Origin of the sequence: Cytophaga sp. FL35, from assembly GCF_014349235.1 — a bacterium.
Lineage (GTDB): Bacteria > Bacteroidota > Bacteroidia > Flavobacteriales > Flavobacteriaceae > Euzebyella.
On sequence record NZ_JACSOH010000001.1, the window covers coordinates 300,107 to 314,756 of the forward strand.

General features: G+C 37.3%; 12 protein-coding genes. 5 read left to right on the plus strand and 7 right to left on the minus strand.

Going from position 1 to position 14,650, the window contains the following annotated elements; genetic code table 11:
- Positions 1–15: 15 nt before the first annotated feature.
- The 4 genes from BIZ36_RS01200 to BIZ36_RS01215 all read right to left on the minus strand — a co-directional run bounded on the left by BIZ36_RS01200 (position 16) and on the right by BIZ36_RS01215 (position 8,449).
- Complete coding sequence (locus BIZ36_RS01200) at positions 16–1,692, minus strand: sulfatase family protein (RefSeq protein WP_187456019.1); 1,677 nt, start codon at positions 1,690–1,692, stop codon at positions 16–18.
- Positions 1,689–3,503 (minus strand): arylsulfatase, encoded by a 1,815-nt coding sequence (locus tag BIZ36_RS01205; RefSeq protein WP_187456020.1) that lies wholly within the window; start codon positions 3,501–3,503, stop codon positions 1,689–1,691. The genes BIZ36_RS01200 and BIZ36_RS01205 overlap by 4 nt, the downstream gene beginning before the upstream one ends.
- A gap of 21 nt (positions 3,504–3,524) precedes the next feature.
- Positions 3,525–7,703: a two-component regulator propeller domain-containing protein gene (locus BIZ36_RS01210; protein ID WP_222937133.1), complete on the minus strand. Its 4,179-nt coding sequence runs from the start codon at positions 7,701–7,703 to the stop codon at positions 3,525–3,527.
- Positions 7,704–8,227: 524 nt separating this feature from the next.
- Positions 8,228–8,449 carry a hypothetical protein gene (locus BIZ36_RS01215; protein ID WP_187456022.1) on the minus strand — a complete coding sequence of 74 codons (222 nt, stop codon included), beginning with the start codon at positions 8,447–8,449 and terminating at the stop codon, positions 8,228–8,230.
- Positions 8,450–8,973: 524 nt separating this feature from the next.
- Between BIZ36_RS01215 and BIZ36_RS01220 the strand changes: the two genes are divergently transcribed.
- The 4 genes from BIZ36_RS01220 to BIZ36_RS01235 all read left to right on the plus strand — a co-directional run bounded on the left by BIZ36_RS01220 (position 8,974) and on the right by BIZ36_RS01235 (position 11,417).
- A complete protein-coding gene (locus BIZ36_RS01220) occupies positions 8,974–9,339 on the plus strand; it encodes a DoxX family protein (RefSeq protein ID WP_187456023.1) in 366 nt (121 codons plus the stop codon).
- 7 nt (positions 9,340–9,346) lie between these two features.
- The gene (locus BIZ36_RS01225; RefSeq protein ID WP_187456024.1) at positions 9,347–9,817 is read left to right on the plus strand and encodes a DUF4199 domain-containing protein; all 471 of its coding nucleotides are present in this window, start codon (positions 9,347–9,349) and stop codon (positions 9,815–9,817) included.
- Between the two features lie 265 nt (positions 9,818–10,082).
- Entirely contained in the window at positions 10,083–10,514 is a 432-nt protein-coding gene (locus BIZ36_RS01230; protein ID WP_187456025.1) for a response regulator, read from the plus strand.
- A 252-nt stretch (positions 10,515–10,766) separates the two neighbouring features.
- Complete coding sequence (locus BIZ36_RS01235) at positions 10,767–11,417, plus strand: phosphatase PAP2 family protein (RefSeq protein ID WP_187456026.1); 651 nt, start codon at positions 10,767–10,769, stop codon at positions 11,415–11,417.
- A gap of 66 nt (positions 11,418–11,483) precedes the next feature.
- Here BIZ36_RS01235 and BIZ36_RS01240 read toward each other — a convergent pair whose 3' ends face one another.
- Positions 11,484–13,304, minus strand: a complete 1,821-nt coding sequence (locus BIZ36_RS01240) for an alpha-amylase family glycosyl hydrolase (RefSeq protein WP_187456027.1) — start codon at positions 13,302–13,304, stop codon at positions 11,484–11,486.
- A 29-nt stretch (positions 13,305–13,333) separates the two neighbouring features.
- Positions 13,334–13,756, minus strand: coding sequence for a hypothetical protein (locus BIZ36_RS01245; RefSeq protein ID WP_187456028.1), 423 nt, complete (start codon positions 13,754–13,756; stop codon positions 13,334–13,336).
- A 317-nt stretch (positions 13,757–14,073) separates the two neighbouring features.
- Between BIZ36_RS01245 and BIZ36_RS01250 the strand changes: the two genes are divergently transcribed.
- Positions 14,074–14,343, plus strand: a complete 270-nt coding sequence (locus BIZ36_RS01250) for a hypothetical protein (RefSeq protein ID WP_187456029.1) — start codon at positions 14,074–14,076, stop codon at positions 14,341–14,343.
- 105 nt (positions 14,344–14,448) lie between these two features.
- Here BIZ36_RS01250 and BIZ36_RS01255 read toward each other — a convergent pair.
- On the minus strand, positions 14,449–14,650 hold a 202-nt coding region (locus tag BIZ36_RS01255; RefSeq protein WP_187456030.1), incomplete at its 5' end, for an SDR family oxidoreductase.

The following is a 14,650-nucleotide window of genomic DNA, read 5'->3' on the forward strand; positions in this document are numbered from 1 at the left end:
TTTAAGTTATAACAACTAATCATTCCAATGTTCATCAATTACTTTTTGAATATGCGGATACTTTTCATCCGTTTCATTCAAATCATCCCGTAAACGTATCAATTCCTTTTTAAGGTCTGCGATTACGTCTGCATAGGCAGGGTCGTTGTAAGCATTGTTCATTTCTTTGGGGTCTTTTTTCAGATCGTAAAATTCCCAAGCTACCGGGGTGCTGTTAGTAAAATCATTCCCCCAATTATTTTTGTCCCAATCAGCGTTGGGATCCGTTGTATCCACATAGTATTTCCCATAAAAGAATATAAGTTTGTGGTCTTTGGTACGCACTCCAAAATGAGCGGGATTTTGATGCCTGTGGGCCAAATGCATCCAATAGCGGTAATAAGTAGATTGTTGCCATCCCTCCGGCTCTTCACCAGTTTCCAAAATGGTCTTGAAACTATTACCCTGCATGTAATCTGGCACATTTCCTCCGGCCATTTCAATGAGGGTCGGTGCAAAGTCAGTATTGTTGATGATGGCATCGGTACGGCTGCCTGCTTTTATTTTCTTTGGGTACCTCACAAAGAACGGCATGCGCATACTCTCATCATACATCCATCTTTTATCAATATAATCATGCTCTCCCAACATAAAACCTTGATCACCCGTATAAACAATGATGGTGTCGTCCAAAAGGTCTTCTTCCTTTAAATAATCGATTAATCTTTTAATATTGTCATCGACGCCCTTTACACAGCGAAGGTATTTCTTCAGATAATCTTGATATACTTGGCTAGCGTATTTTTTTTCTTCCTCATCCATAGTCCACTTTACGTATTCCTCTGGTCTAATACTGTCTGCTTCTCTGTAAGACCTATGTATTGTGCTATCCACATAAATATTCATGGCCTGGTTTCTAATGAGGTTCCTATGAGAAACCGATGACCCTATAATTCTCGTCAAACTATCGTTCTTACCCCTTGTAGCCACAGAACCATGGTTGCCCATTTCGTACAAACTTTCCGGTTCGGGAATGAAAGTATCAGCCAAATAGTCTTCATACCTCGGTGCATTTTCAAAATCGTCATGTGGGGCTTTGTAATGGTGCATTAAAAAGAAGGGTTTGTTAGGGTCCCTTTCCTTTTTAAACCACTCCAGCGTTATATCCGTAATCTTGTCCGAGGAATGCCCTTGGGTCTGAACTACATTTTTGGGCCAAGGTTTCTCGCCGCGCTCGCGAAACTCAGGATCAAAATAACTCCCTTGACCCGGTAATACCTTATAATAATCAAAGGCCGCCGGTTCTTCCTTTAAATGCCATTTACCAACAATAGCGGTTTGATAGCCCAGTTTTTTCATTTCTATGGGCAAATATTGCCGCGCCGCTTCAATTCGACCGTCAAGGTCAAGTACTCCGTTCAATTGTGAGTTTTGACCTGTGATAATTGCTGCCCGACTGGGCGTACATATAGAATTACTAACAAAACAATTTTCAAAAATCATCCCCTCATTGGCAATCATATCGAGATTGGGAGTTGGGTCAAGGCTGGCCAATCTACTACCATAAACCCCCAAACCTTGGGTGGTATGATCATCAGACATTATAAAAATGATGTTGGGTTGTTTTTCAGATGTATCATCTGCCTGTTTTTTAGAATTACAGGCACTCAACAAAAAGACGAACACTACAAAATATGTAAATTTTAATTTCATTTTTTAATGACGTTTATATAGTTAGTTGGTATTGAGTTCTTATCCTCGACTTGGTAATAAGCCGATAGTTTATAGGTACCTTTTTCTAATTGTCCGGATACAGAAATATGGGTGTCGGATGCGATTCCTTTTTCGTGAAACACTATATCGTTCAATTGAACTTGTCCGCCTATTACATCAAAACCTACACCTTCAGATAGGCCGTCCCAATTGGGTTTAGATTCGATTTCTTCCACGGTCGCATTCATAGCTAAATCTGATTCTGGCGGATAACGGTACAAATCAAATTGATAGTCACCGGGTTCGGTAACTTCCACTAAATAATAGCCTTCAGGACTTTGCTCTCCTTTACGTATTAAATTTTGGTTCCATGGAATGGGTTGTTCTGAATGTAAATCGTGAATCGTCAACAAAACAGAAGTTTCGTTGGGCGCCGTTAAAGGTATTTTGGCATAATGCATATCAGCTTCAGTGCTTACCCACCATTCATTATAGAAATCTTGCATGGCCTTTACTTTATCTGGATAATCGGCGGCCACATTACTTTCTTGACCAAAATCTTCCGCCAGATTATATAATTCATCACCGTTTACCAAGCGCCATTCACCCTGCATCACACAGCTATTTCTATTCTTTTCAGGCCATTGATTTCGTTGTGTATCTACTACCAACATGCGTTTCTCCTGTTGGGTCTCCCCTAATAGAACAGATGACATGTCCTTACCATCCAAATGTTTTTTTGGTGAATAGTCCAATCCACATAATTTGGCCAAAGTGGGCAACAGATCCACATGGGCCACCAATTCATTGTTCGACTTGATATTTTTACTTGTAATGCCTTTTGCCGGCCAAGAAATTAGAAAAGGCACTCTATGTCCACCGTCATACTGGCTGCCCTTGGTTCCACGTAAACCGGCATTATAGCCCCTTTGCTTTCCCTTTTCATTGGAAATTCCTGCAGCCGTACCATTATCCGTAGTGAAGATAAAAATGGTATTATCCCATTGCCCACTGGCTTTCAATTGCTTTATAAGCTTGCCTAAATTTTCATCTAGATTGGTAATCATCCCATAAAAGCGTTTTTGTCTATCCGTTAGATCACTATCTGCATATATATCAAAATATTCTTGCGGTACATTGAAAGGTCCGTGAGGTGCATTCAGCGCTAGATAAGTAAAAAACGGAGTCTCCTTTTGAGCCTGGATGTGGGATATGGCTTCAGAAAACCAGACATCTGTGCAATACCCTTCAAATTTTTCCGGTTTACCATTTCTAAAATAGGTATCATTTATATAATTATTGTTCCAATAATCCGGGGTTTGGCCAACACCTCCACCTCCATGATAAAGCGCCTCTTTAAAACCTCGATCCTGAGGTCTAAAAGGATAATTATCCCCCAAATGCCATTTTCCGAACATGGAGGTGCTATACCCATTCTTTTCAAGAACGTCTGCCAAGGTTTCCTCTTCAGAGTTAAGTATGGAGCAACCGGCAATGGTATGCCAAGCATTGTTTCTATTACTATTTCTGCCGGTCAACAAGCCTGCGCGGCTAGGTGCGCAGGTAGTGCCTACATGAAAATTGGTCAACTCCGTTGATTGGGCCGCAAGGGTATCTAAATTGGGTGTTTTAATAATAGAATTTCCATGAAAACCCACATCCCCATAGCCTTGATCATCCGTTATAACCAGTACAATATTGGGTTTGGTTTCAATTTTATCGTTCAGGTTACCTTGCGTTTTTTTTGCCTTACCACAAGAGGAAAGAAAAAGGAAAAACAATAGATTGAATCCTATAATTAGTTGTTTCATTAAGATTGGTTGAAGTTAAAGTTAGGTTTGGTCTACCCTTGTTTTTTTTATGTATTCGCTTGGTACTACCCCAAATTCCTTTTTAAAGCATTTGGAAAAGTAAGAGGCCGTATTAAATCCGGTTCTAAACATAATTTCCTTCACGGAATAATCACTATTATCTAAAAGCTGAATAGCTCTCTTAAGCCGAATATTCCTTATAAACTCACTAGAGGAGAGTCCGGTCAACTCCTTAAACTTTAGATAAAGATTACTACGGCTGTGCCCCATTTCCTTTACCAGCATTTCCACATTAAAATCTGTATTCATCATGTGCTTTTCTACCACTTCTACAGCCTGCTGCAAAAATTGCTCATCCAAACTGGTCACTGCAACCTCTGTAGGTTGAAGTGTTAAGTCCTGTTTGAATCTTTTTCTAAGCTCATCCCTGTTTGTAAGAATATTAGCAAGTTTAAGTTCAAGTACTTGCACATTGAACGGTTTTCTTAAATAGGCGTCCGCCCCGTTTGACAACCCCTCTATTTCACTTTCCTGAGAAGATTTCGCGGTAAGCATTATTACCGGAATGTGGCTGGTGACATTGGTGGTTTTCAGTGCTTGACAGAATTCAATACCCCCCATGATAGGCATGACAACATCTGTGATGATGATGTTAGGCAACACCTTTTTGGCAATCTCAAGGCCTTTTTGACCATTATGTGCTTCAAAAATGGTGTACTTGTTTCCAAGAACTTGTTTTATAAATTGAATGATATCCGGATTGTCATCAACTACTAAAAGAATAGGGGAAGTAGACCTTATTTTTGCCAAATGATAATCTTCCAGCTCGTCATTTAAATCAATAGCTAAAGACTCCGATTCGGAAGAGCGAACAAGAAAATCATTGTCCGTTACTTCTTTACAGCTAATATCCGGAGCTTCTTCATAACTACTTTTATCCATAGGTAAAGCCAATTTGAAACATGTTCCACCTCCTTTTCTATTTTTAACGGCTATATGACCTAAATGAAGCTCGATCAGACTTTTGGTAAAGGCCAAGCCTATACCGACACCTTTTGAGTTTACTTTCTCATGTTCCTTTTCCGTATAATATTTTTCAAAAATTATGGACTTTTTATCTTCAGGAATCCCCACCCCTGTATCCTTTACCTTTATTTCCACATAACGTTGATTAAAAGGTGTTTCCATTTCCTTGCTTCCTTCCTTAGAACTAACTTCAATGGTGATTTTTCCGTTCTCAGGGGTAAATTTAAATGCGTTGGAGAGTAGGTTGTTTAAAACCTTCTCTAAAGCACTATGATCAAACCATGATTTTAAATGCTTTTCATCGGATTTAATCTCAAATTTTATTTTCTTCTTTAATGCAAGGAATTGAAAGGGCTCCGCCACTTCCCTTATGAAGGAAATCATATCTGTATTCCTAACCACTAGAGACATTTTTCCTTGGTTGATCTTTCTAAAATCTAGCAATTGGTCCACCAACTTTAGAAGATAATTGGTGTTTTTATGCATTAATTGATATTGTTCCCTCACCGTGGAACCCTCTATAGAGCCATTTTCTTTTAATAGGTATTCTAATGGGGCCTTGATCAGAGTAAGTGGTGTCTTAAACTCATGAGAGATATTGGTGAAAAAATCCAGTTTTAAGGTCTGTAGTTCATCATTCTTTTCCTTTTCCAGGTGCTCTAATTCAAGTTGGTGCTTTTTAGAAGAGCTGATAATAGTAAAACGCCAAAGACCAATGAATAAAAACAATAATAGTAAACCATAAATGGCATAAGCAACGGTGGTCCTGTAAAGAGGAGGCCTAACTTTTAGAGCCATAGAATAAGGTGTTGTATCCCAAATTCCGTCATTATTGGATGCCCTTACTTTTAAAGTATATTCTCCAGGCTCTATATTGGTGTAGGTGGCGAATCTTTTATCAGAGGTGGTATAGATCCAGTCAGCGTCAAAACCTTCCAACTTATATGCAAATTGATTTTTATTGGGAGCTGAGAAATGCAACGAAGCAAACTCAAAAGCAAAGCTATTTTCTGCATAGTCCAAAGTAATTTGGTCCACCTCAGATATTGTTTTGTCCAAAAGTACCCTTCCATTAATTTCCTCTCCAACCGCAACATCTTTATTAAAGATAGACAGTTTGGTAACCACTGTTTCCGGTAGGGTTTCGTTATCCTCGATCTCTCTAGGGTAAAAAGCATTAAAACCGTTGACACCCCCGAAAATCATTTCACCATCCTGTCTTTTTAAACAGGCCAACTCTTGAAATTCACTATCCTGTAGGCCATCAGTCACATCGTAGTTTTTGAAAGTTTCCGTTTCGGGGTTAAATCTTGAAAGGCCCTTATTGGTAGAAACCCATAGATGCCCCTGCTCATCCTCCAATATTCCTTTGATGACATTATTGGGCAAACCTTCGCCAACAGTATAAGAGACAAAGTTAGTTTCGTTCTCGTCATTATAAATCACCTTATTGAGACCACCCCCAAAAGTTCCTACCCACATTTCACCCTTTCTACTCTCGTAAAGTGCCAATATATAGTTGTGGCTAATGGTTCCCCTTATTTCCTTGTCATTTTTAAAAATTTCAAATTTGGGATTGTCCTTATATCGCTCCCTTACGGACAACCTACATAGTCCGTCTCCCGTAGCAACCCATATATGACCATTACTATCTTCATATATGTTTCTAATAATGTTATTGGGCAAACCATAATTTTGGTTAGGCCTTTCTCTAAAAACTGCTTTTTTATAGCTCCCGTCAGGTTGTTTGATCCATCTGTAAAGTCCGCCAGAATAAGTTCCCACCCACAAATTATCTTGAGAATCATTTAAAATACTGAACACACTGTGATTCACACCTGCAATTTCATTGACTTCCTTGTCTTTACTATTCGCGTCCGTTATATCAATAGAAAAAAGGTATGGCGGATTTTGCCCTCCGTGCAAAAGCAATTTTTTCCCGTCCCTAGTGATTTCTTCCATGGCAAAGACCTTCCTTGTATGATTGAATTGCCTAAAATTTTCATATTTCTTGTCCGTTACTAGGGCTTCATTAAGTCCGCCCCCTTCCGTACCGATCCAAAGAATCCCATTACTATCCTCAAAAACCGACCTAATTTTATCATAACTTAAGCTACTGGCCCTTAAGTCTCTTTTTATATGTCTGAATTTTTTCCGTTTAGGATCAAATTTATTCACACCACCTCCATTGGTTCCTACCCAAACAATGCCTGTTTTATCAACATAAAGCGATGTTATAATGTTCTTGCTAATACTATTGGCATTTTCCGGGCTATAATTGAAAGTCTCCAAGTGTGTAGGAGCATCCAGCTCAGAAGAATTGGAGAAGTATTGAAGTCCGTTATCCGTTCCACCCCAGATATGGTTGTCATTATCCAAGGCTATTGTAGTGAAGGTTCCATCATTCAGTTTTACAAAACTGGTATCTGTATCGGATTGCTTCATATACAGACCGTCTCCAGTACCTATTAATAGTCTATTGAACCGGTCCTCTGCCATGGTCCTGATCGAGGCTTGCTGAAATCCGATTTCTTTAATGACCGACTTAAAATATGATACTCCGTTTTCATCAATGGTAAGTTTAAATAAATCAAAATGCCCACCTATTAAAATTTCTCCTTTATGATTCTCATAAATGGCATTGATGATATTGGCATTTTCAGGTATATCAGATTCCCCATATTCAAACTCAAACTTTTTAAATTCTGCCGAATCTAGAGGTTTGTTTAAATCGAGCATATTAATCTCACCCTTCGTAGCTATCCAAAGTCTATTTTTACTATCACGATAGACCTTTGAAATGTAATCATTGGATAGACTTTTTAAATTTCCTTTGATATGCTGAAACTGTGTAAAACCTTCCTTTTTTTGATCATAATAAAAAAGCCCGTCGCCAGTAGTACCAATCCATAAGTTACCGGACTGGTCCCCCGTCATGGTAAAGATTAGGTTGCTATTGATTCCCGTACTTTTTTCATTGGGCTTAAATTCCTTAAATGTATAACCGTCATATCTGTTAAGCCCGTCATGGGTACCAAACCACATAAAGCCATAGGAATCTTGATAGATACAATTGACATCACTTTGAGACATTCCCTCATCTGTTCCTAAATGTTCAAAATGAAAATTTTCTTGACTTTTTGCCGGGATGGAAAAAAGTATGGCAAAAGCCAATAAGAAAGTTGAGAGGGCATATTTTTTTGGAATACGGATTTGAAAAATACCAATTTTTTGCCTCTGGAAAATGTACTTGTATGTGTGGAGGGAATTCATCTTACTAAAATGCCAATTTCCGAAATCGGCCTATGGATTAAATGATTTTATGTGTAGAAGATATGGTTTTATATTTGGTTTGTTTTAAGCAAAAAACAAAAAAATAGGGCCAAAGAAGAATTGGACTTACAATACCATATTAAATGAAGAGGTGGATTATAAAATTTTAATCCAATACGATTAGAAAGTGTAAAAAGGTAATTTTACTGTGTAGAAATTGTGATGGTAGAAACTCAATATTAAGTCAAAGAAGTATTTAAACAAGTTCCCTATATAATCGATACACCTAGCTTTACTTTTAACCAACCGTAAGATGGAGGTATTGCTTCAAAGTAAAAGTCTTTTAGAATTTTTAAAGTTACGATCTAAGGAAAGGGGCTGCATATGAAAGGGGTAACAGACGAAATAAGCAGCCCCCTTAAATTTTATGTAAGTGGATTTCCTTTTAAGCGTTTTTCAATTTTACGCTTTTTAGCAGTAATCCTCTTCATTACTTCCATCAATTTACCATCCTTGCTTTTCTTATAAATCTCATTTATGGCCAATACTAATTCCTTAGCCTCCCTTGAGGCATTAATGCGGTCACTTGTTGACATGTGACTCATTGGTCTCTTCTCAAATTCGTCGGCTCTTAAAAGTAACTCCATAACAAATTGTTTAATTTTAGCATAAATTTATTAAACAAAAATCAAATTAAAAAAGAGTTTAATTCGATTAATATTTAATTAACAAAAAGTAAAATCGGTGTCAGTGGATTTATATTTTCACCAATTTGATTCTTCACACTACGCAAAATAATTTTAGCGAAGGTTTTAATTTTTTGCTCAAATCAGTCCATTCCAAAAATATATTTTGTTTAAGTTTAAAGTGTTTTTATTAAACAAAATAATCGCTCATAAATGAAAATTAGTTTTGGAATGCGTCTAACAATACATTAAAAGAGATTTACGTACAGAGGTAACCTTATCTACCTTTTTGTGCTAAATCATAAAAAACTAGAATGTTTTAGATTTTTGAATATCGGCTAGAAAAAATTACCTATAACTTACTCATCAAAATGTAGGTATAAATATAAAAGCTGCACTAGAAAGTTAGACTAAATCTAGAGTAGACATTTCATTAACTTTTCACAAACGGAATGAGTTTATAGTTGCAACTTAAAGTAAACAATATGGAATATCTATTTATAGTCATCAAGGCTTTCATCTTTATAAGTATAGTGAATGTCTGGATTTTTCGTTTTAATAAACCTACTCCCTATCGTGGTGGCGCTGCCTCATCGATGAAAGAAGAGTTTGCCAACTACGGTTTGAGCATACCAATACTCTACATAGTAGGAGGCTTAAAGCTGTTAGCGGCCTCCTTAATTTTCTTATCTATATGGATTCCTTATTTAGTTTTATACGGAGCCGTGCCAATGGTCATATTAATGTTGGGTGCCATTGCAATGCACGTTAAAATAAAGGATGAACTTAAAAAATCCATTCCTGCCATTACATTTTTAATTCTATCAATAATCTTAATAATAAAACAATAATTTTACTATGAGAAATTTTACACTACCTATCCGGTTTGGCCTAGCCACAAGTGGATCGTTAATCGCCTATTTTCTAGTTCTGGCACTGTTTGAATTACATACAAATATTGCCTATAGTATTTTCAATGCAGTCATAACGGGATTTGCAATATATGAGGCCATAAAGTATAGAAAACTGGAAGAGGGAAAGTCCTTTAATTATCGAAAGGGTTTTGAAACAGGTATTATTACCGGATTTATGGCTACTTTAATTTTTGCCATTTTCTTCACGGTGTATGCAACAGAGATAAATCCAGATTTTCTGGCAGCTCTGTCCCAAAGATGGTTTAAAAACTTGAGTTTTGAAGGTATTGTACCATTTACCGTTGCAATTATGGGATTTGCCACTTCCTTGGTATTGACTTTAGCCTTCATGCAATTATTTAAAGTCTCCAATACAAGCAAAAAGAAAGAAATGCTAAAGGTAGTGACCGAATAATGGGATATTGGATTGTTTTCCTCTGATTACCTCAAAAGCTCTTATATAGGATATTTTTCCAATACCTAATTGGCCTAATTTTTTAAGGGCCGATTAAAGATATAGATCTATTTTTACGTATTGTTGTATATCATTGTAGTAGAGTGTTGTACCTATGGAGCTAAAATTTATTTTATTAAAGCTCTTTGTGTAATTTCTAATATGTTTTTTTGCGTCTGCACTTTACTTTGTGTTGTTATAACTGAGAATGAATTAAATTACGCCTGTGAAAGATTACTTGATTTATATTGCGGAGGATGATGAAGATGACCGAGAATTCTTTCTAGATGCGCTTGCCGAAATTCCCTTAAGTTGTACCACTAGGGTATTTTCCAACGGAATTGACCTAATGGACGACTTATTCTCTTCTTCAAAATTACCGGACATCATTTTTTTAGATTTAAGGATGCCTTTAATGGACGGATTTGAGTGCCTAACGGATATCAGAAATTTTAATAAATTTTCCGATATTAAAATTGTAGTGTACTCTACAAGTTACCATGAGAGAGAAGTAAGGCAGTTAGAAGAAGATGGCGCTAACAGGTATTTACAAAAACCCTCTTCTTTCAATGTTCTTAAAACGCTTTTGTATCAATCTATAAAATCGTTGGAGCCAGAGCATTCCTATAGTGATAAAGAGTTTGTGATCCTATCCTAAACCTAAAAGCTCATCATTATTTTACAAAATACCTTTTTGAGTTAAAGGCAATATTGATAAAGGACTGCTTTAATTTTAATAAATATTTAATTCGCATTACACTAAAACATTAATTGTTTGTGGGGAACAATTAAAGTCTGGAAGGGGACATTCATTTGTCCCTTTTTCATTGTATATATTATGGTCAGTGAAAAGTTATATAATCTAATTGCAAGCCTTCGGGCATTTTTTAAATCTGGAAACCGAGAAAAGATGCCCTATCTAATTACGGCAACTGTTTCCCTGTTATTATTTATTATAGGAATTAATCTTTTCGTAGAATTGTCTTCTTTAGTGAAGGGTGACCTTTTGGGTACTTTCGATGAATCTGTATTTAGTGAAATTCACTCCTACAGAACTCCCCTACTCAATACATATTTTATCTTTGTGACAGATATTGGTGATATTCAAGGATATGCCGTAATTCTTGTTATTTGTGCACTAGTAGTAATTTTTACTACGAAACGATGGGCGCTTCTTTATGAGGTTACTTCGGTTTTACTTTTGGCAACCATTTCTAATGTATTGCTTAAGCGGGCCTATGATAGGGCCAGACCGGACTTGGAACATTTGGTTACCGTCAAAACTCTTAGCTACCCTAGCGGGCATGCCATGAGCTCGATGGCCTTTTACGGTTTTCTAATTTACCTTGTTTATAAATCTACCTTGAAAGTATGGATGAAAACCATTATTATAGCAATATCATTCGTTTTAATCTTAAGTATTGGTACTAGCAGGGTTTATTTGGGAGTACATTTCCCTTCTGATGTACTTGGTGGCTGGATAGCCGGTTTGATTTGGGTTGTCTTTTGTATCCTGATCTATAACCTCATCGAAATCTTCCGCAAGGACCCTTTGACCTAAGTAAATCCTAGCCTAAAATATAAAAGGCCCCTGAGGGCCTTTTTTGAGTATTCTTAATAATTTTCGCTACAAGGTGTAAATAAGCGCTCCATAGGCAGGTATGTTCAGTTCACCAGTCCATTCGCTATTATCGGTTTCTTTTCTTAGTTTCTTCATTTGCGATGTCACCTCAAGCCCTTGAAAACCTTCATCATACCCGTTCCAAGTTGCATTTATACGCAACTTCCAGTTTTGATGCTCGCTAACGCCAATGTGGTACTTCTCAAATTCCTTATTACTAAAATTAAGAACGACTAAAACTGGCTGCTCACCCCCTCCAACTTCATCTCTTACATAAGCTAAAATTTTATTTTCAGGATTAAAATGTGTTATCTGAATACCCTGCGCCCTTAAGCCGAAGGCTCCTTCAAGTTCTCCCGTTCTCAACTTGACGATATCCGAAATCATTTTGTATATGCCCTTGTGCTTTTCAAACTTTTCCCAGTCAAGCTGCTCCGTATCTTGAAAATACTCATCTTCAATAAACTCCTGTCCTTGAAAAAGCATGGGTATACCAGGGGCGGTAAGGGTCAAAACAATTCCTAAAATTGCCCTCTTCTTGGCAAAATCACTTTCTGCATCCCCGGGTTGTATTTCTTCGGGTACACGGGCTTTACCGTTTGCTACCTCATCATGTGATTCGGTATAGACAACTCTCTTAAAGTAGTCCCCACTATATTGAAAACAAAGGGCATCTACTACTTTTTGAACATCGCGGCCTTCATCATGGGTGTCTTGCAAAACCTCACGTACTGGATGTACAAAAGCCATGTCCCATTGGGTGCCATAGCCTAATCCACCATCATTAAAGTTATTGGTAACCCTATGATCTCCCTTTAAATCTTCGGCAATGGTCAACACGTGCGGGTATTTCTCCTGAAGCTCGGCATTAATGTCCCTCATGAGTATATTGCCTTCCTCAATTTCCGTATCATACCCAAGACCGCCGCCCTCATATCTTATGTATGATGTAGCATCCATTCTCAAACCATCGCAATGGTATTTTTCAATCCACATGAGCGCATTGTCCCGTAGATATTGACGTACTTCAGGTCTTCCATAATCCGGACGTGTATCTCCCCAAGGCGTATCACTTCGGTGATCGTTATAAAAATAGATTCCACCTTTGTCATTCTCATGCCAACCATCAAATTGCCATAAATCTACATCGGAAGGCCCAAAATGATTGTACACCACATCCATTATAACGGCCATGCCCATCTTATGGGCCTCGTTTACAAAATTCGCAAGTCCGTTCGGTCCACCATAATCTTGCTCTATGGCAAAAGGGTGCGCAGGATTGTACCCCCAAGATATTCCGCCGGCAAACTCCGCCACAGGAAGTAATTCAATACAGTTGATACCCAACTCTTTTAAATATGGCAACTTTTCAATTACATCATTAAAAGTACCCACCTGATCGGGAGTTTTTCGATTAAAGGTTCCAACATGTAACTCATAAATAACAAGTTCATTCCAAGACGGCATCTTAAAATCAGCATCATCCCAATCAAAATCAAGGGTTCTGATTACGGAGTTGCCATTGCTATTGGTTACTTCAAAAGCATATGGGTCATTTCTTTCCATAACATCATTTCCGTTATGGATGATGTATTTATACTCATCCCCTTCTTTGGGTTCATCTGACACCCCGGCCCAGTATCCGTTTTCTTCCTGATGAAGTTCTAAACCTTCTTTACTCCAATCATTAAACGAACCACCCACATAAACTTTGTTGGCATGTGGAGCCCAAACCCTGAACGTCGTCTGTCCGTCTTTAAGGATAGCCCCCATTCCTGCTGATTTCTCAATGGCCATTTCGGCCGTCAAATTATTCATATCCTCCATAGCAATTCTTATTTATAGGCGTTAGCCCGTTAAATCATTATTTTCTCATTTCTTTTTTTAAGCGTTAAATTGGAAGTTGAATACATTACTTCCCCTTCGTTATGTAGTGAAACCAAAAAATCTAAATACTCGATTATAAGAAGATGCACTTTGATATCCATCTCCATATGCTGCATTAAATTCATACAATTATCAATCTGCTTTTGATCTGATGCAAGCACGAGCTCTCTTCCCTCATGAATGGACACACAGTTAAATAAAAGGTCTGTATCAAGCCATTTGACAGCCGGTCTGCGATAGACAAGTTTTCTGGGTAGCACTGTATATTGATTCAGTTCGTTTTTAAGCGACTTACAGAATTCTGTTTGAAATTTTATTCTGTCCGTAATTCCTTTTTTCTCTTCAAAGGGGTCGTCAAACCGAATTAAAAATACCTCTAGGGCATCAATCAAGATATAAGATTGATCTACTAATTGAAGTAACTTATTATATACTCTTGAATCTAAAAATTGGTTTCTCATAGCGGTGCAATTTCAGCACTATACAAGTCTGAAATTGACTTTAAAAACCTTTTTAGTAGCACAAAAATTTTGAAGTGAAAAAAAGTTTTTAGAGGAAACCATTCTTATAATAAGGTTTTGACAATCAACAAAATAAACCTTACACAATAAGCACAACTCATTGAAAAGATATCAGTTATCTTCAAAATAACTGGAAATTTTGTTAAGGTTCCAAATACTAAAGGTGCTTTAGTCATAAAACCAAAAAAATGTTTAAAGAAGTTAATGTTCCCTATGACGAAATTTTAATTTATGCATTGGAATTAAAAACAGCTAAAGTTAAAACTATGGAAAAAATGGATAAAACGGAATGGAAGGCGACTGATAGCTCTCCCGTTGATACGAAACAAAAAAATGATGGAAGCGTTCGAAATATGACGACCAATAAAACAGAAAATAAATTCCCGCTTACAACTATAGTAGTGGTTGCGATACTCTTTGGAATCGTAGCTTTTTATTTGATGTTTGTAGAAATCTAGTCAATACAGCCGCCAGAGTATAATTCCTACTAGTCTTCATAATTAAGTTTTTAAGAAGTTCCATGTTCATAATACATGGAACTTTTTAATTTTAACGTCTTTAAATCAAGCTCCAATGATTTCCCCACCATTGATATGTAGCACTTGCCCGGTCATATAACTACTGTCCTCGCACGCCAAATAAACGAAAGCAGGTCCTAATTCAGCCGGTTGTCCCGGTCTGCCCAAGGGCACATCCTTACCGAATTTCTCCAATTGCTCTCCTTCAAAGGTAGCAGGAATCAAGGGTGTCCAAATGGGACCGGGC